The organism is Methylobacterium sp. J-077 (assembly GCF_022829365.1).
In the GTDB taxonomy this organism is placed as follows: domain Bacteria; phylum Pseudomonadota; class Alphaproteobacteria; order Rhizobiales; family Beijerinckiaceae; genus Methylobacterium.
Window position 1 is genome coordinate 1 of sequence record NZ_JAKSYJ010000045.1, and the last position, 23,216, is coordinate 23,216.

21 protein-coding genes and 2 pseudogenes are annotated in these 23,216 nt (G+C 66.7%); 11 read left to right on the top strand and 12 right to left on the bottom strand.

Features of this window, described 5'->3' with window-relative positions; genetic code table 11:
* The coding region (locus tag MKL11_RS02350; RefSeq protein ID WP_243939917.1) for an integrase core domain-containing protein at positions 1–201 on the top strand (201 nt) is incomplete at its 5' end.
* Positions 202–462: 261 nt separating this feature from the next.
* On the top strand, positions 463–663 hold the full coding sequence (locus MKL11_RS02355; protein WP_243939920.1) for a hypothetical protein: 201 nt from the start codon (positions 463–465) through the stop codon (positions 661–663).
* 685 nt (positions 664–1,348) lie between these two features.
* On the opposite strand, the gene MKL11_RS02360 is transcribed toward MKL11_RS02355, so the two are convergent.
* Entirely contained in the window at positions 1,349–3,697 is a 2,349-nt protein-coding gene (locus MKL11_RS02360; RefSeq protein ID WP_243939921.1) for a TonB-dependent receptor, read from the bottom strand.
* A gap of 253 nt (positions 3,698–3,950) precedes the next feature.
* On the opposite strand from MKL11_RS02360, the gene MKL11_RS02365 reads away from it, so the two are divergent.
* Positions 3,951–5,138, top strand: a complete 1,188-nt coding sequence (locus MKL11_RS02365; protein WP_243939923.1) for a PepSY-associated TM helix domain-containing protein — start codon at positions 3,951–3,953, stop codon at positions 5,136–5,138.
* A 17-nt stretch (positions 5,139–5,155) separates the two neighbouring features.
* Complete coding sequence (locus tag MKL11_RS02370) at positions 5,156–5,833, top strand: Fe2+-dependent dioxygenase (RefSeq protein ID WP_243939925.1); 678 nt, start codon at positions 5,156–5,158, stop codon at positions 5,831–5,833.
* Positions 5,834–6,518: 685 nt separating this feature from the next.
* Here the strand turns inward: MKL11_RS02370 and MKL11_RS02375 are convergent.
* From MKL11_RS02375 to dctA, 6 genes are all read right to left on the bottom strand, one after another.
* A complete protein-coding gene (locus tag MKL11_RS02375; protein ID WP_243939927.1) occupies positions 6,519–7,676 on the bottom strand; it encodes an alpha/beta fold hydrolase in 1,158 nt (385 codons plus the stop codon).
* Positions 7,677–7,813: 137 nt separating this feature from the next.
* A complete protein-coding gene (locus tag MKL11_RS02380) occupies positions 7,814–8,599 on the bottom strand; it encodes a haloacid dehalogenase type II (protein ID WP_243939929.1) in 786 nt (261 codons plus the stop codon).
* A 229-nt stretch (positions 8,600–8,828) separates the two neighbouring features.
* A complete protein-coding gene (locus tag MKL11_RS02385) occupies positions 8,829–9,467 on the bottom strand; it encodes an HAD family hydrolase (RefSeq protein ID WP_243939931.1) in 639 nt (212 codons plus the stop codon).
* A 159-nt stretch (positions 9,468–9,626) separates the two neighbouring features.
* Entirely contained in the window at positions 9,627–10,076 is a 450-nt protein-coding gene (locus tag MKL11_RS02390) for a hypothetical protein (protein ID WP_243939934.1), read from the bottom strand.
* Positions 10,077–10,177: 101 nt separating this feature from the next.
* The gene (locus MKL11_RS02395) at positions 10,178–11,554 is read right to left on the bottom strand and encodes a thioredoxin (RefSeq protein ID WP_243939936.1); all 1,377 of its coding nucleotides are present in this window, start codon (positions 11,552–11,554) and stop codon (positions 10,178–10,180) included.
* A gap of 127 nt (positions 11,555–11,681) precedes the next feature.
* Positions 11,682–13,076 (bottom strand): C4-dicarboxylate transporter DctA, encoded by a 1,395-nt coding sequence (gene dctA, locus MKL11_RS02400; protein WP_243939938.1) that lies wholly within the window; start codon positions 13,074–13,076, stop codon positions 11,682–11,684.
* Between the two features lie 95 nt (positions 13,077–13,171).
* Here dctA and MKL11_RS02405 point away from each other — a divergent pair, with 95 nt between their 5' ends.
* From MKL11_RS02405 to MKL11_RS02415, 3 genes are read left to right on the top strand one after another with little or no spacing between them, the layout of a single operon-like run.
* Positions 13,172–13,870, top strand: coding sequence for a GntR family transcriptional regulator (locus MKL11_RS02405; RefSeq protein WP_243939940.1), 699 nt, complete (start codon positions 13,172–13,174; stop codon positions 13,868–13,870).
* Positions 13,867–14,871 carry a thioredoxin-disulfide reductase gene (trxB, locus tag MKL11_RS02410; protein ID WP_243939942.1) on the top strand — a complete coding sequence of 335 codons (1,005 nt, stop codon included), beginning with the start codon at positions 13,867–13,869 and terminating at the stop codon, positions 14,869–14,871. Before MKL11_RS02405 ends, trxB begins: the two co-directional genes overlap by 4 nt.
* A 36-nt stretch (positions 14,872–14,907) precedes the next feature.
* On the top strand, positions 14,908–15,906 hold the full coding sequence (locus tag MKL11_RS02415; RefSeq protein ID WP_243939944.1) for an alpha/beta fold hydrolase: 999 nt from the start codon (positions 14,908–14,910) through the stop codon (positions 15,904–15,906).
* A 178-nt stretch (positions 15,907–16,084) separates the two neighbouring features.
* On the opposite strand, the gene MKL11_RS02420 is transcribed toward MKL11_RS02415, so the two are convergent.
* The 4 genes and pseudogenes from MKL11_RS02420 to MKL11_RS02435 all read right to left on the bottom strand — a co-directional run bounded on the left by MKL11_RS02420 (position 16,085) and on the right by MKL11_RS02435 (position 18,666).
* The gene (locus MKL11_RS02420) at positions 16,085–16,795 is read right to left on the bottom strand and encodes a D-serine ammonia-lyase (protein WP_313900725.1); all 711 of its coding nucleotides are present in this window, start codon (positions 16,793–16,795) and stop codon (positions 16,085–16,087) included.
* Positions 16,768–17,367 (bottom strand): annotated as a pseudogene (locus MKL11_RS33355) (pyridoxal-phosphate dependent enzyme); the annotation flags it as partial. The gene MKL11_RS02420 and the pseudogene MKL11_RS33355, both read right to left, overlap by 28 nt.
* An 88-nt stretch (positions 17,368–17,455) precedes the next feature.
* A complete protein-coding gene (locus tag MKL11_RS02430) occupies positions 17,456–18,220 on the bottom strand; it encodes an SDR family NAD(P)-dependent oxidoreductase (protein WP_243939946.1) in 765 nt (254 codons plus the stop codon).
* Positions 18,221–18,270: 50 nt separating this feature from the next.
* Positions 18,271–18,666: a tautomerase family protein gene (locus MKL11_RS02435; RefSeq protein WP_243939947.1), complete on the bottom strand. Its 396-nt coding sequence runs from the start codon at positions 18,664–18,666 to the stop codon at positions 18,271–18,273.
* A 122-nt stretch (positions 18,667–18,788) separates the two neighbouring features.
* On the opposite strand from MKL11_RS02435, the gene MKL11_RS02440 reads away from it, so the two are divergent.
* The 3 genes from MKL11_RS02440 to MKL11_RS02450 all read left to right on the top strand — a co-directional run bounded on the left by MKL11_RS02440 (position 18,789) and on the right by MKL11_RS02450 (position 21,037).
* Entirely contained in the window at positions 18,789–19,673 is an 885-nt protein-coding gene (locus tag MKL11_RS02440) for a LysR substrate-binding domain-containing protein (RefSeq protein ID WP_243939949.1), read from the top strand.
* 271 nt (positions 19,674–19,944) lie between these two features.
* Positions 19,945–20,310, top strand: coding sequence for an alpha/beta hydrolase (locus MKL11_RS02445; RefSeq protein WP_279600200.1), 366 nt, complete (start codon positions 19,945–19,947; stop codon positions 20,308–20,310).
* A 340-nt stretch (positions 20,311–20,650) separates the two neighbouring features.
* Positions 20,651–21,037 (top strand): tautomerase family protein, encoded by a 387-nt coding sequence (locus tag MKL11_RS02450; protein WP_243939951.1) that lies wholly within the window; start codon positions 20,651–20,653, stop codon positions 21,035–21,037.
* A 322-nt stretch (positions 21,038–21,359) separates the two neighbouring features.
* Here the strand turns inward: MKL11_RS02450 and MKL11_RS02455 are convergent, their stop codons facing one another.
* The gene (locus MKL11_RS02455; RefSeq protein WP_243939952.1) at positions 21,360–21,839 is read right to left on the bottom strand and encodes a hypothetical protein; all 480 of its coding nucleotides are present in this window, start codon (positions 21,837–21,839) and stop codon (positions 21,360–21,362) included.
* A gap of 98 nt (positions 21,840–21,937) precedes the next feature.
* Between MKL11_RS02455 and MKL11_RS02460 the strand changes: the two are divergent.
* Positions 21,938–23,187 (top strand): annotated as a pseudogene (locus MKL11_RS02460) (IS3 family transposase).
* The last annotated feature ends 29 nt before the right edge of the window (positions 23,188–23,216 follow it).

The following is a 23,216-nucleotide window of genomic DNA, read 5'->3' on the forward strand; positions in this document are numbered from 1 at the left end:
AGCTTCAACGGCAAGCTTCGTGACGAGTGCCTACGCCAGGAGATCTTCTACTCGTTAAGGGAGGCGCAGATCGTGATCGGTCTGTGGCAAAACACCTACAACCGCGTCCGACCGCATTCGTCGCTGGGCTATCGGCCGCCAGCGCCCGTCAGCTACCCGGATCTGGCCTTCCGGCTACCCATGACCGCCACCATGCAGTAGCCTCTCAATCGGCTCGGTCCAAAATACCGGTCAGGTCACGCCCTCCGGACCGCGCTTGGGCGGGTACCCAAGGCCTACGGGGGCAGTTTCGCTCTTAGCTGACATATTTCCTTTTCCTGGCTGACAAATCGCCTGGGCCCACTGACAACTTTTGGGGTGCGCAGCAGCCGGAACTCGCCGATGCCGCCGTCGTTGACCCCTCAGATTGGATCTGTTCTAATTCTTAACAGAGCGGATCGACCGTCAGATAGGAGCACCGACATGACCAGCGCGCACTGCGAGAGCTGCAAGTTCTTTGACGAACACAAGGGCAATGGTGCTGTGGCGCAGGGCGATGCCGGTCTGTGCCGGTTCAACCCGCCTGTGAGCCAGCCGGCGCCGGAGTCGAAGGGCCTTTGGCCAGTGGTCTCGTCCGAGGACTGGTGTGGCCACTTCACCGCAGAGATGACTGCGGCCGAGTAAACCGCACTCGTCGCATCCTCTCAGGGGACGCAGGGCCAGCCTTCGGGCTGGCCTTTTTTATTGCCGTATCGTCATGGCTGCGGATCGGCAGAGCCGATCGGAAGCCCGGCACGAGGCGGGATTTCACACTGGCCTAGCGTCCCTTCAGACCGCCAAAGTCCAGCGCGACCGTTCCAGAGCAAGCCCTATTAGAACGATGTCTTTTTCGTCCGCACTCGGGAACAGTGCGCTTCGGCATCAACGGCAAGACCAAGTCGCATGTGACACGTCCACTTTGTGACGAAAGGTTAAGGTCCGATTGCGACCGAGGCTGTGTGAAAACTCATAGCTTGTAGAAGAAATTTCCTCGTGCGCCCCGGGCCGCAGCCAGCACAGGCATTCTGAAGGCATCACCGCCGCCATACATGATGCTCAAACGGCAGCAGCGTAGGAGATTGTTCCTCGATTTTGGCGTGGACCTAAGTTTTCACACAGCCTGGACCCTTCTCGGGCCTTCGGAAGGTCGCTTATTTGCGGTCTAATTAGCCCTAAATGGCCAAGCCTGGCAGAAAGCCTGCTGACTGTTTTTAGGCGAGCAACGAGGCGAAGTATATTTTTCCGCTCGTAATCTCGCCGACAACGGCATGCCGTCCAGCTGTGTGATCATGTCGGCATCGCTCCATTGATCCGGGGAGGTTGAACGCGCTCAGAACGTCAGGCGTGCTGTCAGCACGATGGTCCGACCTGGGCCGGGCGTGGCCGAGCCGTATCCAGAGACGCTCTCGAAGTTCTTGGTATTAGCGATGTTATAGACGTTGAGCTGCAACGCCGCGTTTTCTGTAAGCCGATAAGTAGCCAGTGCGTCGAACCGCCAATAGCCGGGCACGAGGGCGGTGTTCGCCGAACTGGTGAAGCGCTCGCCCACATAGTACGCGCTTCCGCCGACTGTCAGACCGGGCAGGACCAAGTAGGTGCTGGTGAGCGCGAACGTGTTATGCGGCGTGTTGGCCAGGATGTTGCCCGGCGTCGACACGAAAGCACCCGTGGTATTCTGGGCGCTCTTCAGGACGCGGCCGTCCAGGTAGGTGTAGCCGCCGAACACACTCCAGGCGTCCGTGATCTTGCCGGCAACGCCAAGCTCAAATCCCTTGACCCGCGTGGTACCAACTTCGGAGTAGATCCCGTTCGTTGAGTCGACCGCCTCGATCGCGTTCTGCTGCGTGATTTGAAACACCGCTCCCGTTAGACTGAGCTGACTGTCGAACAGATCGTACTTGGCGCCGGCCTCGTAGGTTTCGTTGGTGGTCGGCTTTAGGTTCTGCTGACCACCGGTGATCGTTAGGTACTCGCTTGATGGGTCAAACGAGGTTCCGTACATGAAGTAGATGCTAGCGTTGTCGACCGGGTGGACGACTGCACCCGTCCTCCAGCTGACGAACTGCACCTTGTTGACAACGTTGTACGGCGTTGTCGCGTTCACTGGGCCCGTCTGGATATAAGACGGCGTCAGGACCGACGCCGCGTGCTGGTGGACCGTGAGATCGTCGTACCGGAGACCGCCCATCAACTCCAAGTAGCGATTGATTTTGATCTGATCGCTCGCATAGACGCCGACCGTATTGCCGACATCGTAAGTGTCCGTACTGACGGTTGGAACGACACCTGGACTGGTCGGATAGGAATTGGGGAAACCGACGTTGACGCGCGAACCGCCCGTGATGTTGGTCCGGTACTGGTCGCGGGTCTCCTGACTGAGTTCGATCCCGCTCAGCAGCGTGTGCTGAAGGCCGAACGTATCGATGTGGCCGACGAGATCGGTCTGGTTCGTGAACAGCGTGTTGACGGTGTAGTTTTGGAAGTCGTTCGTGTTGTTCACGTACAGGCTGCCCAGTGGACGCGCGAACAGGGCCGCACTCGAAAGCGCCGCGCCGCCGGTGGCCTGCCCGTACAGGTTCGTACCGTTGACCTGGACACCGCGGACGCGCACGAACCGATCGATCAGCGAGTAGCGCGTGGTGTTGGTGATGCTCCAGTCCTGATCGAACGTGTGCTTGTACTGCAGCGTGCCGATATGGGCGTCGACCTGCTCGGTGTCGGAGAAGCCCGGGCTGAGGCGGCCAAAGTAAGTGTTCTTCGAGACCGGTGCAGGCCGGCCATAGTAAGTGCCGAAGTAGCCGCCCGGCAGAATCGGGATGCCGTAATCCGGGATATTATTGTCCTTCTGGTAGATGTAGCTGACAGTGACCTGATCGTCCGGTGTCAGGTTCGCCCGAAGCGAAGGGGCGACGCCGAAGCGTGTGGTGTTGATGTGGTCGCGGCCGGCAACATCCGTATCGTTGGCAAGGAATGCGAGGCGGATGGCGGAGTCGCCTAGGACCGTGTTGATGTCACCGGTGACGCGCGCGCCCGGTGCGCTGTAGCCCGACGCGTCGATCTGCACCTTGTCGGCGGCGAAGAACGGCAGTTTGCTGGTGACGTTGACGACGCCGCCAGTCGAACCGCGCCCGAACAGGAACGAGGACGGACCTTTGAGCACCTCGACGCTCTCGATGCTGAACGTGTCGCGCGTGTACCAGCCAGGGTCGCGGACGCCGTCGCGGTAGAAGTCGTTGCGGGCGGAGTAGCCGCGGATGTTGATGTTGTCGCCCTGCGTGCCTCCCTCGCCGCCGAACATAGTGATGCCGGGCACATTGCGCAGCGTCTCGACAAGCGTCGAGTCGCGCTGATCCTGGATGAGCTGCTGCGGGACGACTGTGATGCTCTGAGGGGTGTCGAGGATCGGGGTCGGCAATCGCTGCAGCTGAAGCTGCCGGGGGTTGTATGGCGAGCCTGTGGGCGGTCCCGACGTGGTGACGTCGAGCTGGTCCATGACGATCGACATGGCCTCTTGCCCTGCGGCCGGCGCAGCGACGAAAGCCAGCGAGGCTGCGCCGAACGCAGCCTGCGAGAGGCGGGTCAATCCGGCTGCGCGAGGGCTGGATCCATTGTCGAATGAGGAGCCGACCCCATCATCGGCGGCCGCGAAAAGTTCGGCGATCAGTTCCTGCTTCTTCATAACAATTCCAGGATACCCGCCCCGTACGTATCTGCCGGGTATCTTAATCCGCATTCTAATATCAATCGGAATCTTTGTATCCGAAATATTTTGCTGTTATTTCTTGATTATAATAATTCAAAAATGACGATATACTAGATAAATTCTAAGCTATCCGATTTGCTTTCGATGGATTCTTGAACCAAGACCGGCCGGCGGTGACCGAGCGGGTGCAAGACCGATGGCGTTTGAACGACCCCCTTCCTGGCGCACGATGTTCCGCAAGGTGCATCTGTGGCTCGGGATCGGCTTGGCGCTCCTGATCGTGCCGATCACGCTCACCGGCTTGGTCCTCGTGTTCGATGACGAGATCGACGAGGTCCTCAATCCCAGCTTCTACGCGACCACCGGCACGGCCGTAGCTCGTCCCGCGGACGAGTACATGCAGGGCGCAAGCGAGGCCGTGGGCGGGCGAGCTGCGATGCTGCGCTGGCCAAACGGAGAAGGCAGGCCGGTTACCGTCATGGTCCGTCTCCAACCCCCACCATCCGCGGTCGAGCGCAAGCTGGACGGTGAGCGTGGCACCAACCGGAGCGGCAGGCCCGAGGGGCAAGCCGGCAACAGGCGGCCGCCCAGCCGTCTCGTCTATCTCGACCCACCGACCGGCGCGGTGCTCGGCATCAGGGACTTCCGTAATTCGTTGATCGGGCAGGTCCACGTCTTCCACGAGAACCTGATGGTTCCGGAGTACTCCGGCCGCGCCATCGTCGGCTGGACGGGCGTCGCGCTGCTGCTGCTGTCGTTGACCGGGCTGGTCCTCTGGCTCCCGCGCAATGCGCGCCTCGTGCGCGCCTTCGCCTGGCGCCGGGGGCCAACGATGAGCATCAACCTGCACCACCTCGCGGGCTTCTGGATCTCGATCCCCTTGGGATTGATGGCGCTTACCGGCATCGTGCTGGCCTTCCCCCCGCAGGCGAGCGCCGTGCTGAACGCGTTCGACACGCCGCAGCCGCCTGTCAGGCGCACCGGCGCCGATCCACTCATGCCACACCCGGCACTCACGGCGGAACGGGCCCTTGAGATCGGGAAGGACGCTGCCGAACCAGAGACACCTCGGATGCTCGCTGTGCCCAGCATCACCACGAGGGCGTGGCGCTTGGAGGTCGAGGCCCCAGATGGCACGCGGCACTTGATCAGCATCGACGACGCCACCGGGCAAACGACACTGGAACAACCGCCGCGCCGTGGGGATGTCATAGGCACCTGGATGCGACGCGTGCATGATGGCCGCTCACACGGCCCGATCTGGGCCACGCTGGCGGGCCTCTGCGGGGTCCTGCCGACGCTTCTGGCGATCACCGGCGTACTGATGTGGCTGCGGAAGCGGCGCAACAAGGCGGCGCTGCGGGGTGGCACCTCCGCATTGACTAACTCGCGTCTGATGTCCGCCGAGAGCGCCTAGCCAAACGGACCCATCCCATGCTCGTACATATCCCGCAGGTGCTCAGCGCAGATCAGGTCGCCCGCTGCCGTGCGATCATGGATCGTGCTGCCTGGACCGACGGCCGGGTCACCGCCGGGTTCCAGTCGGCGCAGGTCAAGAAGAACCTTCAGCTGCCGGAAGGCACTCCGGAGGCTCGCGAGCTCGGCGACATGGTCCTGCTCGCGCTCAAGCGTAGCCCGCTGTTCCTCTCGGCCGCGCTGCCGCAAACCGTGTTCCCGCCTTTGTTCAACCGATACGACGCCGGCATGACCTTCGGCGCACACATCGACAACGCCATCCGGCAGTCGCTGGACGGCCAGCGCATCCGGACCGACATCTCGGCGACGCTGTTCCTCAGTGGGACGGACGAGTACGACGGCGGCGAGCTAACGGTCGAGGACACCTACGGCAGCCACGCCGTCAAACTTCCTGCCGGTGATCTGGTAATCTATCCAGCCGACAGCCTGCACAACGTCACGCCGATCACGCGCGGCTCACGAGTGGCCTCCTTCTTCTGGATCCAGAGCCTGATCCGCGACCGGACGCGCCGGGCCCTGCTGTTCGACCTCGACACTTCGATCCGGCATCTGACCCGCGACGTACCGGGACACGAGGCCCTGGTGTCTCTGACGGGGACCTATCACAACCTGCTTAGGCAATGGGCCGAGACATGACGTGCTCCGTCGGTGCGATCAGCCTTTGCCGCGGTGGCCTGCACGTCAGCATGCTCCATTCGAATATTCGCCCTTCCACGAGCAAGGCGTCGCCGCTTCACATACGGCGGTACCGCTAAGCTGCCGGCGACTGTCAGCGGCTGGTTCGAGGCGCCTACGTCCGCTTCCGCAGTTGAACGTGTACGGTCGGGGTCTCCGCGCTGAACGCGGAGCCGAAGGTCCGCTTCCGGGCGGCAAGCCAACTTCCGTTTGCCACCCGTTGCAGCCATTGCACCCGCTCCCAGAGCGATTGCTTCAAGCTCGTACACCGAACCCCATTGCCAGAGCCGGTCCAATAGGGCCTGCTCTAATGGAACGTTCCACGAACCCAGCGCGGCCGTTCCAAAAGGTCGCTAGAGCGATTGGAACGCTGAAATTCTCGACGTCCGTGATCCGTATGGAACGCAGCAATAAGGTGTGCCCGCTTTCCCAGGCCGCTTCCGACGAACTCCGGCCGGCTGCTTTGCGCCCATCTCGGCCGTTCCAGTCACCGGGAGCCGCTTCCAAAAGCGGACATCGACGTCTCGGCGTGCTTCGGCTTCCGCGGAAAACTCACGGGGCTAGCCAGGAACAGCTTCTCGGTCGCGCACGTCGTTGTCGGTGGGTATCTCTCCACACCGCAACCCCGCTCCCATGATGCAGCTTGTCATCCCGGGACGGGATGGCGTCGCAGGAACTCGAGCAGAATGGCGTTGAACCGCTCCGGCTGCTCCTGCTGCACCCAATGCCCGGCGCCCTCGATCAGGTGAACGCCGTCCATGCGGGCGCAGGTCGTGGTGCGCATGCGCTCGATCGCGCCAGGCTTGCGGTAGGTGCCCCAATCGGCGGCGCCGGAGATGAAGCGAGACGGCACGTCGATTGAGCGGCCGGCGAACAGCTCGATCTCCGAGCGGCCGATCGGGCCGGTGTGGCAGCGGAACCAGTTAAGGCCGCCTTGAAATCCCGTGCGGCCGAAGGCGGCCGTGTAGGCGGCCAGGTCCGCCTCGGGCAGCCAACGATTGGCGGCGATCTGGGCCGGCGTCGGCATGTTGGGCGCGACGGTCGCGGCCATGCCGACGCCCGCATCCATGATGTAGTAGGTCGGCAGCGTGGCGAGCTCGGCCGCGGATCCCGTGACGAGCGGGTGTGGATGGTTGCAGGGCCAATCCGCGCTCTTCACATGGAAGTAGGCGCGCAGGAAGTCGTGAAGGCCCAGGGGCGTGTGGAGCATGTCGGCGTTCGCCCCTGGTGTCCCGAACCAGGTCATGCTGTCCTGCCTCGGGCGCGGGAGGGCCGCGAGCTGGGCGGCCAGCGACGGCGGGGGCGGCTCAGAAGGCTTCCCGGCCGTATCGAACGGGATCGCGGGCGGTCCGTCGAACGGGAAGCTCATCATCACGAGGGAGCGGAACACGTCGGGCCGCACGAGCGCGCAGTAGGCGGCGATCATCGATCCGAAGTCGTGCCCCACGACCGCGGCGACCGAGCGGTGCCCCAAGGCTTCCACGACGCCGAGCGCGTCCCGGGCGTAACTATGCGTGCGGAAGGACGCGACGTCGCCGTCATAACGGTCATCCCATCCCGTAGTCGCGCCATAGCCGCGCTGGTCGGGGGCGATCACGTGATAGCCGGCAGCGGCGAGCGGCAGCATCGTCCGGCGCCAGCTGAAGGCGAGATCCGGGAAACCGTGGAGCAGCAGCACTGCGGGACGCGCGGGCGTTTCGTAACCCGCCTCGAGCACGTTCATGGTCAGCCCGTTGATGCCCGCGAGGCTGCGTTTCCTGATACCGCCGGGCAGCTTGATGTCCTCTCGATCTTCCAACGTCATGGCGATGGCTCCGGCGAATGTGCGAAGGCGTGGCGACGCCTTTGCTTGGCCGATGGGCCAAGAGAATGATGACGCGGCCGCGACACCACCCAGAACAGTCCGTCGTGTCGGTACGACCTGGGAAGCCGGCCGAGCCCTCATGGGGCGCTCGGGTTACGGATCGGCGACGGGCCGCGGCCCGCACCAGCCAGGACGATGCGGTCGGCGACGGTGCTGAGATCGTCCGCGACGATGCCCGGCGCGCGACCGAGCGCGACTGGCGCGTTCCCGGGCCGCAGCACGAGCGCCGTCCGATAGCCGGCTGCGGCAGCCCCCAGTGTGTCGAAGGCGTGACAGGAGACGAGCCACAGGTCGGACGGCGCGACGCCCAGCGTCGCAGCAAGGTCCGTGTAGCTCTCCAGCGCCGGCTTATAGCGGCGGACGCGGTCGTCGATGCTGTGGAGCGTGTCGAAGAAGGGCCTGATCCCAGCCTGCGTGAGCTGGGCCTCGACGGCGGCCGCGGGATTGTTGCTCAACGTGACTAGGCGGTAGCCGGCGCTCTTCAGATCGGCCAGGGCCTTCGGGGTGTCGGCATAGGTCGGCATCTCTGCCGAGATGCGCCGCAGCTCGTCGAGATCTGCCGGAGCCACGGCGCGTCCGCTCGCCTGGGCCAGCATCCGCAGGACGGCCACGCCGACCGTGCCGGAATCGGCGTATTCGCCCGATAAGGTCAGCGCCTCGGAATACAGGATGACGTGGTTGAACCATGTGCGCAGCGCGCCCGGTTCGCCGAAGATGCGGTCGAAGACCGGAACGAGCACGCCGAAATCAAGGAGGGTCTCGTTAACGTCGAAGACGATGATGGGCGCGGCACGCGTGTCCATGGGGTGATCCATCAGGGAAGCGGAACGCGTTGGCACCCGCAGGATCGACGCTGCGGCCAAGCCCGCGACCAGCGTTCGACGATCCGGAACAATGGCGTGGGGTACTCCGACATTCGGCCCGCCCCTGGTGGTGTCACAGACCCGATCGACGGCACCCACGCGACGCCCCCGGTCTAGGCCGCCGTGTTCCTGGCGAAAATTCGAAACTTCTGAAGAAATTCTTTTGCCGAATCGAACCTAGGTAGGCCGGGCCGGGCCCGCCGGCGGCAAAGGCCCACCGCTCCCGATCTCACGCACCCGGATCGAACCAGGTGCGCAGCGGATCCAGGGTGGTCTCATGGGCCAGCGGGGGCACCACACCTTCGGGGACCGCCATGCCAACCCGGTCGTGCCAGTACGTCGCCAAGCCCACCTGCGCCGTCCCAACAAGGTCGTAGGCCGAGCCGGCGACGAACAGGCAGCGCTCCGGCGCGACCCCGAGCGCCTGAAGACCGAGCCGATAGGGCCGCGGGTCGGGCTTGTAGAAGCCGGCTTGCTCGGCCGTGACGACGCCGTCCACCGCGACCCCTACGCAATCGGCGGCGATGCGACCCAGGCGCTCGGAGCAGTTGGTCACGACGCCGAGCCGCACGGATCGCCCCGCGAGCGCCTGCAGGGTCTCGGTCACCCCGGGCCACGGTCGGAGTTCTCCGTAACGGGCCTTAAGATCGTCCGCGACGCGGCGCGGCAGACCCACCGCCTCGGCGGCCTCGGCAACGAGGGTCTCGTAGCTGCGGTAAGCGCCCGTCCGATAGGTGATCCGCAGGTACTCCGCCCGCCACCGGCGGCCGGCCTCCTCGCCGCCGGCGACTGCGTTCCACAAGGTCCAGCTGTCGAGCAGGGCAGTCAGGAGGTCGAACAGGACGGAGTCGTATCGGTGGGGTGTCATGATTTGCACCCCCCTGGCCGCTTTCCGGCGGGCGGCGTCGCTTGGCCGGATCGTGCGCCAAAGCCTCGCCAAATCCGGGGCGCCCGGCCGGCTTCCGGCGGGATGAGCCGCCGGGAGCGCCATCCTGGCAGGGCGTACCGGCACCCCGCGGCCCGCCCGTCAGGCCGCTTCCGAACGCGGCGTCAGGTCTGCCTCCGCGGTGATCGCCTGCAGGATCGCCTCGAAGGCCAGGTCGGCGGAAAGGTGAAGCTCTGCCGTGGTCTTGTTCTGAATCGGATGCGAGATGTAGACCGAGGCCGCGTCGAGGCCGATCGTCGCCTTCTGCGACTCGAATGCCTGCTCGAACTCGGTCGTCAGGACGCTGACGCCGGTCAGGCCCCGCTTGTCCAGATCGTTGAGATCGTGCGTCGAGCACGAGGTGCACGACCCGCAATCAGACAGTGCAATGATGACGGCCTGACAGTGCGCGGCAATGTCCAGGATCATCTCGCGCGGTGCCACGCGCGTGTTCGTCGGCTTCTTGTAGCGGCGCGTGGCGATGCCGCGCTCGCGGCACAGCACCTCCAGGCGGTCGATGAACTCGTCGCCCCGCATCTTGCCGATATCCATCAGGGCGATCGTCCGGCCCTGCAGGGTGTCGAGCGGGTCGACGCGAGGGCGCAGGGCCGATGCAGTCTCGGCGGTCGGGTCGCGCAGAAGGATACCTTCGTTCACAGCACAATCTCCCTGGTGACAGGTTGGGACTCGGTGCGGAAGCGTCCTCCCGTCCAGCCAGCGCAGATGGCGGAGAATAGCCCCGCCTGACCGCCCGCCTGGACGATGAGGAGCCCCTCGGGCCAGAACTTGTTCACCATCTCGTTCCGGCGGCTGACGGCGATGCCTTCGCCGACCCCATGGGCGCCCTGAATCACGTCCGCGCCCGGACGAACCATGGCCCGGTGCAATTCCGCGGTGATCCGGGCCCGATCCCATCCGGCATCCCGGAAGATGGCGTAGTGCTCGGGCACGAGGACGAGCATCGCGTTGGTGAATTCACACAGCTTGTAGTGGCCGACCGCGAGCAGCGACATGGCCAGGGACTTGGTCAGCTCCTCCGGCGTCCGAGAGCGCTGATCGAGGAAGCCCTGGATGCCGTCGCCCTGGAACAGCGTCACCGCATTCTTGCCGGCCGCCACGCCGCGGGCGACGGCGAGCGGTTGCCAGGTCGGATCCGACTCGTCTTCCGCGAAGCAGAACGTGTACTTCCCGGGGCCGCCGAGGACTGCCCGGTCAAGCTCGCCCGGTCGACCGCCGCCGACGTTGCGGATGATCAGCTGCAGCGCCCGGCCGATCGTCGCGTTGGCGCGGTTGCCCTGGCCCAGGCAGTTGATGCCCGAGTTCATGCCGATCTCGCGGGCGATCGGCCCGTTCACCACGATGATCGGCCCGGAGAAGCAGGTCGTGCACAGGAGCCCGTGCATCGTGAACAGCGGGTCGAGCGCCGCCTCCAGCGCCGCCAGGACGACCGGCATGTATTCGGGGCGGCAGCCGGCCATCACGGCGTTGATGGCGACCTTCTCCACGGTGATCGGCGAGAGATTGGGGGGCACCTCGCCGATGACCTCGTCGGCCTTTCGCGACGTGCCGTCGAGCATGCGGAGGATGCGCGCGTCGGTGGGTGGTACGACCGGGAGGCCGTCGCTCCAGCCCCGATCGTAGGTGGCCTCGAATTCGTCATCCCAGGCGCCGAGCTGGATCGGTCGCGACTGAAAATCGACGTGTCCGAACTTGGCCCGCAGGACGTCGTGCACGCCGGGCTCCCGGGACTTCGAGCCGCATCCGGGACGCATCGCGGGGAGATCCGTCCCGAGATCGTTGAGACCGGTCATGTCCTGCCAGTCGCCGCGGTGCCAGCCGAAGGTGCGCGCCACCTCCTGACCGTCCCTCAGGCGGACGAGCGTCGGCACGGCCTCGATGTCGAAGGCGAAGGACTGCTCCAGCGACGTGTCGTCGATCGCCGCGACGCCGGAGGGAAAGCCCGGATCGTCCTGCGTGTAGACGCGGGTCGGCACGGCGCCGGCGATGCGCTCGACGACGTCCTCCAGCATCTGACACGTCTCGCATCCGTGTTTGACGAAGATGACGAGCTGATCGCCCTGTCTCACATGCGTGTTCACGGCCTCTCTCCTTGCTGCAGCCAAATTTCTGAAGGGCGGCGCCGATGAGCCCGGCGGCTCACGGGCACTGTTCCCAAGTGCTCTTGGTCAGGACTGCCGTCCGGTCGCCGTGGACGGCCGGGTCATCGACCGGCGGCGAGACGGCAGCCGGACGGCGCGACCTCCCCTGCTGGAAGGGGACATCCGGCCCGAAGGCCTCGGCGTAGGCCGCCTCGGCCGCGACCGGGTCGAACTCGCCGCTCATCTTCGCGACGACGACGGTCGCGAGACTGTTGCCGATGATGTTGGTGACCGACCGCGCCTCGGACATGAAGCGGTCGATGCCGATGATCAGCAGCAGGCCCTCGACCGGCAGGACATGCGTCGCCGAGAGCGTCGCGGCGAGCACGACGAAGCCGGAGCCGGCCACCGAGCCCGAGCCCTTCGACGTCACGAGCAGGAGCAGGAGCAGGCCGAGCTGCTGGCCGAAGCTCATGTCGATGCCGTAGGCTTGCGCGATGAACAGCGACGCCATCGACAGATAGATCGCCGTTCCGTCGGCGTTAAACGAGTAGCCCACCGGCATCACGAGACCGACGCTCGACTTCGAGCATCCGAGGCGCTGGAGCTTGGTCATGAGCCGCGGCAGCACGCTCTCGGAGGAGCAGGTGCCGAGGACGACCAAGACCTCCGCGCCGATGTAGCGGATGAACCGGACGAGGCTGAACCCGCAGCCGCGGGCGATCGCCCCCAGCACCACCCCGACAAACAACGCGCAGGTAAGGTAGACGCTCAGGAGCATGTGCCCGAGGACGAAGACCGAGCCGAGGCCGTAGCGGCCCACCGTGAACGCCATAGCGCCGAACGCGCCCAGCGGCGCGAGGCGCATGATCAGGGCCACGAGCTGGAACAGGATGTCGTTGGCGGCCTGCGCCACCACAACGAACGGCTTCGCCCGCTCGCCAATCAGGACGGCCGCGCAGCCGAACGCGATGGCGAAGAACACGATCTGAAGCAGATCACCCTTGGCAAAGGCCGCGACGGCGTTGTCCGGCACGATGTTCGACAGCAGATCCACCATGTACCGGTCGGCCGACGCGCTAGCGTATTTCGTGACATCGACCGCCACCGCGCCGACGCGGCTCCTGTCGAAGCCGTCGCCGGGCCGGACGAGATTGACGACGATCAGGCCGATGATCAGCGCCAGCGTGGACGCGACCTCGAAATAGAGCAGCGCGCTCCCGCCGATGCGGCCGACCTTCTTGAGGTCGCTGACCTCCGAGATGCCGATGACGATCGTCAGGAAGGCGATCGGCGGGATCACCATCTTGATCAGCTTGATGAACGTGTCGCTCAGCGCCTGCAGGGAGACGGCGAAGCCGGGCCAGAGCACGCCCAGGGCCACTCCGGCACAGAGTGCGATGACGACCTGCAGTGTCAGATTGGAGGATGTGCGTCGGATCGCGTGCAGCATGGGAACCCCCCGCTCGGTGGTGTCGCGCTTCTGCTGGCAACTGATATGCCAGTTTGGCTATTGACACGCAATACCGATTAACTGATATTCTAGTTATGTCCGAGATCGACAATCTCAGCCTCCGTGCCGAGGCGCTCATCCGCGAGGCCATCGTCAGCGGCCGCTTCGCTTTCGGGGAGCGGCTGTCAGATCGGGCCCTGGCCGACGAGCTTCAGATCAGCCGGACGCCCGTGCGGGAGGCGCTCGCTCGCCTCGCGCAGGACGATCTCGTCGCGGTGCGCCCGCAGAGCGGGACCTTCGTGATGAGCCTGGATGCCGCGGACGTGCGGCGCATCTGCGAGATGCGGGCCGTGCTCGAACTCGGCGCGTTGCGCATCGCTGCCGCCCGCGATCCGGACGTTCTGGTCGCCGCCGTCTCGGTTCCCCTGTCCGGGGGCGCCCTGGCCGTGGAGGACGAGGATCTCGCACGGGCCGAGGCGATGGATGGCGCATTTCACGAAGCTCTGATCGCGGCGGCGGACAACGCGCTGCTCACCCGGGCCTATCGCGGGATCGCCGATCAGGTCGGCGCCCTGCGCCACAGGCTGCCGCGCGAACTCGCGCGCATGCGGGCGGCCGTGGAGCAGCACCGCCGCATCATCGACCTCGCCGTGACAGGGCGGCTTTCGGAGGCCGAGACCCAGCTCTCCACGCATGTCCGCATCGTCGAGAGGCTCGCGACCGAATTCCTCTTTCAGGACGCCAAGACCACCGGGCGCTCGCGCCGTCGGTCCCATCCCTCGGAGCGCACATGACGGTTCATCGGACAAAACTCCTGATCGTCGGCGCCGGTCCGGCCGGCTACACCGCAGCGATCTACGGGGCGCGGGCGAACCTGCAGCCTCTCCTGGTGACCGGGCTTCAGCCGGGCGGACAGCTCACCATCACCACGGAGGTCGAGAACTATCCGGGCTTCGCACGCGCGATCCAGGGCCCGGACCTCGTCGAGCAGATGCGGGAGCAGGCCGAGCACGTCGGAACCCGGATCCTCTCCGACACCATCGTCTCCGTCGATCTCTCCAGGCGGCCGTTCGAGGCCGTCGGCGACAGCGGCGACACCTACCGCGCCGACACGCTCGTCGCCGCCACCGGCGCGCAGGCTCGCTGGCTCGGTCTGCCCTCCGAGTTGGCGTTCAACGGTGCGGGGGTCTCGGCCTGTGCGACCTGCGACGGCTTCTTCTACCGCGGCAAGGAGGTCGTGGTCGTGGGCGGCGGCAACACCGCCGTCGAGGAGGCGCTCTATCTCGCCAACCTCGCCGCAAAGGTGACCGTGGTCCATCGGCGCGACCGCTTCCGGGCGGAGCCGATCCTGCAGGACCGACTGGTGGCCCATCCCAGGATCGCGGTCGTCTGGAACCACGTGGTCGAGGAGATCCTCGGCCAGAACGAGCCCGTGAAGGCGGTCACGGGCGTGCGGCTGCGCGATGTCGGGAGCGGCGACACTCGCGATCTAGCGGCCGACGGCGTCTTCGTCGCCATCGGGCACGATCCCGCGACGGCGCTTTTCCGAGGGCAGGTCGAGATGGAGGCCGGCGGCTACATCCGGATCTCCCCGTGGTCCACCAGGACCTCGGTCCCGGGATTCTTCGGGGCCGGCGACTGCGCGGAGAGCGTCTACCGGCAGGCGGTCGTGGCCGCCGGGATGGGCTGCATGGCGGCCCTGGAGGCGGAGAAGTTCCTGGCCGACCACGCCGCGGATCCCGCGGTCCGGGCCGAGGAACGGAGCACGCGCACGATGATCGGCGCCTACGCCTGATCCGGTGCGGACCGTCGAGCCCGAAGGATTCCCCACATGGTGTTGTTCAGTCGCCGCGAAGTCGTGGCTGCCTTGGCCGGGGCGGCCGCCAGCGACCTGATATCGGTTCGCGCGAACGCTGGGCCCGATCCGGCAGGCGATCCGGCCGTCAGGCGCGTCAGGGCAGGCGTCCTCGACGTGGCCTATCGCGAGTCCGGCCCGCCGGACGGGCCTCCGGTGATCCTGCTCCATGGATTCCCCTACGACGTCCATGCCTACGCGGCGGTCGCGCCCGTTCTGACGAAGGCGGGCCGGCGCGTGATTGTGCCCTACTTGCGCGGCTACGGACCGACCCGGTTCATCGAGGCCGCCACCCCGCGGGTCGGCCAGCAGGCTGCGCTGGGCAACGACCTCCTCGCCCTCCTCGACGCGCTCGACCTCCGCAGGGCGACGCTCGCAGGCTTCGACTGGGGCGCCCGCGCGGCGTGCGTGGTGGCGGCTCTGTACCCCGAGCGGGTCAGCGGCCTCGTGAGCAGCGGCGGCCCCGGCTACAATATCCAGAATCGCGTGGGCTTCCTGAAGCCGCGCGATACCGCGTTCGAGCGCCGTCACTGGTTCTACTGGTACCTGAACGCGCAGCGCGGCAGGACCGCCTTCTCGAACGATCCCGCAGGCTTCTGCCGCTATTTGTGGCACGACTTCTCGCCGACCTGGAACTTCGACGATGCGACCTTCGCCCGGACCGCCGCGGCGTTCGAGAACCCCGATTTCGTGACCGTGGCGCTGCACTCCTACCGCTTCCGCATCGGCGAGGTGTCGGGCGATCCCGCGCTGGAGCCAATCGAGCGGCAGCTCTCCGCCAGTCCGCGGATCACGGTCCCGACAATCGTGCTGGAAGGCGCCGACGAAGGCGTCGATCCGCCGGAACCTCTGGGGACGGCAGCCCCGCATTTTACGCAGTTGCGCCGAACGACGGTGCTGAACGGCGTCGGCCACAACGCGCCCCAGGAGGCGCCAGACCTGTTCGCCGCCGCCATCCTGAACCTAGACCGCTGACCGCGGCAGGTCCGGCCTGAGGCGGTCTCCGCCTGGATCCTCCGGCGGATGTCGTTCTGGCTTTGATCCCGAGCGCAGCGACGTGGCCTGCTCATCTTGGCGCGACCAAAGAGCGCTGCGCTCCGCGCGCCGGGATGACGGTGCCCGCAGAGGGGTGGGCGTGGCACCCTGTGCCGGCTCAGGTGCGGGCCAGGGCGGCCTCGAACTCCGCGTCTGGCAAATGCGCCCCGCCGGTGGTCCAGACCACGTGAGTGGCCTTCGGAGACGTCGGCGGCGCTTCGGCCAGGAACCGGCCGAGGGCGGCGAAGCCGGAGGCCGCGGAGGGTTCGAGGCGCAGCCCCGCGCCGGTCCAAAGCGCCCGCAGCCAGTGGAACAGTTCCGCGTCGGGAACGGTCACCACCGCATCTATGAGCGCGCCGACGGTCCGGGCGACCAGCAGGGAGGCGCTCGCCACCGCCAGCCCATCGGCCGCGGTCCGGTTGTCGAGCCCGGCCTCGTAGACGCTGACGGGCCGGTCGAGCCCGGCCGCGAGCTGCACGAGCATGCAGGGCGAGGCCACCGGCTCCACGAAGACTGGCCGCACCGCGTCGCCGAACAGCAACGTCAGACCGAAGGCCACGCCGCCCGGCGCGCCGCCGACGCCACAGGGGAGGTAGACGTAGAGCGGATGCGCCGCATCGACCGCGATTCCGGCCGCCGCGATCTGGCGCTGCAGGTCGAGCGCCGCCGCCGCGTAGCCGAAGAACAGGTCGACCGAATCCTCGTCATCGACGAAATGCGCGTCGGCGCGATCCCGGAAGCGTCCCGCGCCGCCGCCACCGCGCGCCCGTAATCGCCTGGATGCTCGACGACGCGCGCACCGAGATCGCGGAGGCGCTGCTTCTTCCAGGCCTTGGCGTCGTGGGACATGTGCACCTCGACCTGGAAGCCGAGGGCGCGGCCCATCACGCCGACGCTGAAGCCGAGGTTACCGGTGCTGCCGACCGCGACCGTGTGCCGGGCAAAGAGATCGCGGAAGGCGCCGGACGCGAAGGCCGCGTAGGACAGGCCGGGCCGCAGGAGCCCCGCCGCCGCGGCCAGCGTCTCGGCATAGGTCAGGACCTCGTAGACGCCGCCTCGTGCCTTGATGCAGCCGGTCACCGGCAGGTCGTGGTCGGCCTTGACCCAGACCGAACCGGGCGCGTCGCCGAGCATGGTTCGGGCGAGATCGGACGCGACGGGCAGCAACGGCGAGTCGATTCGGCCGTCCGCCGTACCCTCGAACAGCGCAGCCAGCAGCGGGTCGAAGCGCCGCCAGCGCGCCTCCGCACCGTGCATGTCCGCCTCGGAGAACGCCGACGCGGCCAGCACCGAAGCGGCCTCCCTCCGGTGGGGATTGCGCCAGACGATCGGTTCGGCTCGCCGTACGGCCGCGGGGATCGCGTCATCGCCGGAGGTCTCGCGCGGCAGGGTGACGGTCATGGCATCCTCGTGGGCGGTTGTGGGTCGCGCGGGCAGCCCCCGATGGTCCTGCCACGGATCGTTCGCCGCTGCGCCCCTCTTCCGGAGCTCAGCGGCCGCCCCGGGCGCCGCGATGCACGACGAGCGGGCCGAAGGCTTGGCTGACCGGCATGAGCTCGATGACGTTGATGTTCACGCGGGTGGGGCGGGTGGCGGCCCAGAACACCGTGTCGGCGATATCCTCGGGCGTGAGCGCGTCGGCGCCGTCGTAGACGCCGGCGGCACGGGTATCGTCGCCGCGGAACCGCACGTTGGAGAACTCGGTGCCGCCGACGAGGCCCGGATCGATCTCCGTGACGCGCACGCGCGTGCCGACGAGATCGGCGCGCAGGTTAAGCGAGAGTTGCCGGACGAACGCCTTCGTGGCCCCGTAGACGTTGCCGCCGGGGTAAGGGTAGCTCGCCGCCGTCGATCCGATGTTGACGATTTGGCCGGTGTCGCGCGCGACCATCCCCGGCAGCACCGCGTGGGTCACGTACATCAGGCCTTTGACGTTGGTGTCGACCATCGCCTCCCAGCCGTCGAGGTCCGCCGACTGCGCGGGTTCGAGCCCGACGGCGAGGCCGGCATTGTTGACCAGCACGTCGATGGCCGCATAGGCCGCCGGAAGGCCGGCGACGGCGTCCTCGACCGCCCGCCTGTCCCGGACGTCGAGCTCGAGGGTGTGAACCATCTGGTCGCCGAGTTCGTCGACGAGCGCCTGGAGCCGCTCCCGGCGGCGCCCGGCCGCGACGACTTTGTGGCCGGTCCGTGCGAAGCGCCGCGCGATCGCGAGGCCGAAGCCCGACGTCGCGCCGGTGACGAGGATGCTCATGCGATGTCTTGCCTGTTCTGGGGATGTCCGGCGGCGCGCGGGCGCGATGGTCAGGCTGCCTCGTCCTTGACGTAGGATGCAAGGCCGTTGCCGAAAGACCACTCGTCGCGCCCGTTCGGCGAGAGGACGATCAGCACGTCCTCCGGGCGCAGCCCGGGATTCGCCACGAGGTTGTCGGTGATGACCCGGTAGAGCGCCTTCTTCTGCGGCGTCTCGCGCCAGTTTCCGGCGACGATGTTGATGATCACGAGGTCGTCGGTGCGATGGAGGCCCAGGTAGTCCGGGTCGTAGATCAACTCGTCCCGCGCATGCTGGTGGATGAGCTGGAAGCGATCGTCGGCCGGCGCACCATAGGCCTCCATCAGGCCGCGATGGACGCCGTCCGATATCGCGCGGATGTGCTCTGATGACTTGCCCTTGATCAGCGAAATACGAACGAGAGGCATGGAAATGGTGTCCTCTGACAGGTCACGTCGGGTCTCGACCGGCTTGACGCCACCGGTCTATCGCGACACCATCGTTCTGAAAATTTGAAACTACCGAACGATAGCATCGACAAGATCGAACGATGATGATCCGCACCAACCTCGACATGGACGTGCTCCGGACCTTCGTGACCGGCTTCGAGCTCGGCAGCTTCGCCCGGGCGGCCGAGCGCCTGGGGCGGTCGCAATCGGCCGTGAGCACGCAGCTCCGGAAGCTGGAGGAGCAGGTCGGGCAGCCGCTCGTGCAGAAGGCCGGGCGCGGCCTCGCCCTGACACCCGCCGGCGAGAGCATGCTCGGCTACGCGAAGCGGCTGCTGGATCTCAACGACGAGGCGATCGACCGTCTTCGCGGCACGGAACTCGAAGGCTGGGCGCGGCTCGGCCTCGTACAGGACTTCGCCGAGAGCTGGCTCCCGGCGGTGCTGAAACGCTTCTCCCGGGCCTATCCGCGGGTGCGCATCGAGGTCCAGGTCGGCCTCGGCGCGCAGCTCGTCGAGAAGACGCTGAAGGGCGAACTCGACGTCGCGCTGGTCTGGGGTGACAGCGGCGACACCCCCCATGCTCAGCGGGTCGCCGCGGTTCCGATCCACTGGATCGGTCAGTCTGATTGGCCGGGCCTCGCGAGCCTCGGACGGGAGCCCCTGCCGTTTGCCGCCTTCGTGCCGCCATGCACGTTCCGGTCCGCGGCCGTCGCTGCTCTGGACGGAGGCGGCCTGCCCTGGCGTCTGGTGTTCACGAGCCCCAGCCTCTCGGGTCTCTGGGCTGCGGCCGAGGGTGGGCTCGGTATCACCGCGCGGACAGCCGTCGGTCTGCCGAAGACGCTGAGCGTGCTCGACCCGGCAGAGACAGGGCTGCCGGCCCTTCCGTGCGCGCCGCTCACCCTCCATCAGGCGGAAGCCAACCTGTCGCCGGCCGTCGCGCGGCTTACGGATATCCTGCTCGAGACGATCCGTGAGCATGTCGCGTAGAGCGCGGGGCGCAGGGGCTCCATGCCTGCTCCCGTCGAACCACAATCCCTCAGTCCGGCGCGCGGCAATCCAGCATGATCACCCAGGACATCCATCCCCTCGATCCTCGAGATGCCGAGGTCAGCGCCCGGTTTCGGACCGCAGCAGCGGCGCGGAAGGGACGAATCCTGGGACCCGAGGCGCGGCCTATGTTCGACGCGATGCGGGCTGCCACACAGTGCGCCGCTGGCGCGCGAATCGAGCCCGGTGAGGTCGGTGGGGTGACGGGCGTCTGGTTCCGCGTCAGCGACGGCGTCCGCGACCGGCGCCTGCTGTTCCTACATGGCGGCGGCTACATGCTCGGCTCGCCGAGACGTACCTGCAGGGTCAGGATCCCGACGATCCGCGCGCTTCCCCGCTCCGAGGACCCATGCGTGCCGGTCCTTCTCTGCGGATCGATGTCGGGGCGGACGAGGTACTGCTGGACGATGCCCGGACCTATGCCGCGCGCACGGCGCAGGCTGCTACGCCTGTGACGCTCGCTATCTTGGAAGGCATGCCGCACGTGTTCCAGGCCCGATGTGCCAAACTGGCCGCTGCGCGGAAATCCTTCGACGCGGCCGGGCGATTCCTAGCGGCGCAGTTCGTGCGCCTATGACTATGGCGACGCCGCCGCAGCAACTGGTTTTCGGCCCTCGGAACGGTGCGTTGGGGTGCCGGCCGACGGCTGATCTTACACGCACCGGCTACCGATCACGGTCGGCCTGCTGGCTGATACGCCCGGATGCGGCGCGGCCGGATCGATCCAGCGAAGCCCCGAAACCGTTCGGCGCGCCGCGCACGAGCGCAGACGCGGCGGCGGGCAAGCGGCACTTCAATCATTCGGTTTTCTGGAATATTTGATGCTTTATTTTCAAATTTACCAAATAATCGTTCGCCGGTAGCACCGTCTGAAGGAGCGCCACCGGGGCGGTGGCGAACGGTAAGGAGAGGCAACGATGCCCTTCATCAACGTCAAGGTGGCAGGCCAGAAGCTGGCGCAGGGCCAAGTCGAGCGGATCCAGGCGGGCATCACAACACTGATGACCGACATCCTGCACAAGGTCGGTCCACTCGTCGGCGTGCTGGTCGAGGAGGTGCCGCTGGCGGGATGGAGCGTCGGCGCCGCGCCGGTCGCGTGCGTCGCGCAGGTCGATGCCATCATCAGCGCGGAGACCAATACAGCGGAGGAGAAGGGCCGGTTCATCGCCGAGGCGACCCGCTTCCTGATAGACGTTCTCGGTTCCCAGCTCGCGGAAGTCTCCTATGTCGTCATCCACGAGGTGCCGAAGGACAGTTGGGGCTATGGCGGCCTGACCCAGGCTCACCGGGCACAGAACCGCTGAAAGCGTCCGGCATCTCGCCGCGGCCAACCTCAGGGCCCGAGCACCGCGGGTCCCAACGCCTCATCGCCCGCCGCGCGGACACTCGTTGGGCCGATGATCGCGGTATCCCAAGCCGCGACCTCAATATCGCTAAGCAAGTCCGGTACTCGGAGCGAACCTCCGGAGAGATCGGCGTGAGCCATTCGGTCGGCCATCGAGAGACGGCAAAGGATGCGGGCCGGTCCGCTATCAAGATGCATGCGCCAGGGGGCATGCGAAAGCGGATCTGACCGTCTGGCGGCACCGGATCAATCCAGCGCGGTTTTGCTTGACGCGGAAGGCATCAGTGTACTGGCCAATCGGAACCTTTCGAGCGCTTATCGATCTGTGCCGCAGCGAGGACATCTTCGATTAGATGTGTGAGACGCACGGCGTGCGCGAAGTCCGTGACGGTCGCGGTGCCGCGCACGATGTCGTCGCGCAGGGCAGCGTAGACGCCCGCCACGTTGATTGCGGCATCCGACAGGGTCGCGAAAGGCCCTTCGTCGACGGCCTGCCGGTCGCCATCCCGGATCAGCCCGATCCGACCCGCCTGGAGGCCGCGCGGTGCGCCGCCATCGAGGCGCAGGTGTCCCTTCTCGCCGACGAGATCGAGGTGGAAGGGCGTCTCTCCGGTCCGCCCGCCCGCAACCTCGAACGCGAACGGTGCGCCCGCGGCGTGACGTCCCTGAACGAGAAGGTGGTCGAAGGTGATGCGTGCTCGAGGCTGACGCGGCGCCCCGACCGCGATCCGCGGGAACTGGCGCGAGACGAGGGCGCTCATTGAGGCCAGCGGGCCGGCCAGGGCAATGAGCAGGTCGACGGTGGGATTGCCCCTGTTTGGTGGACACCGAAAACGCTTTCGCGTGAGGTGTTTGTCCAATGCCGAAGAGTCGTCCCCCCTTACCCCACCGAGTTCCGCCGACAGATGGTCGAGTTGGCCCGCGCCGGGCGTGATCCGAACGATCTGGCTCGCGAGTTCGAGCCCTCCGCGCAGGCCATCCGCAACTGGGTTGCCGAGGCCGATCGCGGCGAAGGCCGACGCGAGGCGAAGCCGCCGCCTGCCGATCCGGGCCTGACGGCCGCCGAGCGCGACGAACTCGTCCGGCTTCGGCGTGAGAACCGACAACTCAAGCTGGAGCGCGATATCCTCTCGCGCGCGACGGCCTGGTTCGCTCGGGAGACCGGGGTTCTCCCCTCGGGGTCTTCCGGTTCATGAGCGCCAACCAGGCCGATTTCCCCATCGCCGCCATGGCGCGCAGCGGGCACCCATCGCGGCTTGCCGCGATGGGACCCGGCTCGGCGTATCGAAGGCCGGGTACTATGCCTGGGTCGACCGGCAGCCATCGGCGCGACGGTTGGCAGACACGGCCTTGCTGAAGCGGATCCGCACCGTCCATCTCGGCTCGCATGAGACCTATGGTGCACCGCGCGTCCACGCCGATCTACGCGACCAGGGTGAACGGCATTCTCGCAAACGCATCGCCCGGCTGATGCGCGAAGCCGGTCTCGTCGGAACCAGTCATCGGCGCGGCGGGCCTGTCACGACGCGGCGAGATCGAAAGGCGCGACCGGCCCCCGACCTCGTCGACCGCAACTTCGCGGCCACCGCCCCGAACCGGCTCTGGGTAGCCGACATCACCTACGTGCCCACGGCCGCCGGCTTCCTCTATCTCGCGGTGGTGCTCGACGCCTTCAGCCGCCGGATCGTCGGGTGGGCCATGGCGACTCACCTACGCTCGGAACTCGTCCTGGACGCTCTGGAGATGGCCGTCACCCAGCGCAGGCCCCGCGATGTCATCCACCACTCCGATCAGGGCTCGCAATACACGTCCCTGGCCTTCGGCAATCGATGCCGAGAGGCTGGCGTACGCCCCTCGATGGGATCGGTCGGCGATGCCTACGACAACGCCATGGCCGAAAGCTTCTTCTCGACCCTCGAATGCGAGTTGCTCGGCCGCCGCTGCTTCCGCTCGCAGGCCGAGGCTCGGATGGCTTGCTTCAGCTATATCGAGGGCTTCTACAATCCGCTGCGCCGGCACTCGGCGCTCGGCTACCGCTCGCCCGTCGTCTACGAGAATGAAACCCGCTCCGACCCGTTGCCCGAGACCCCGCTTAGCCAAGCCCCCTGAACCGTCCACAGAAAAGGGGCAATCCCAAT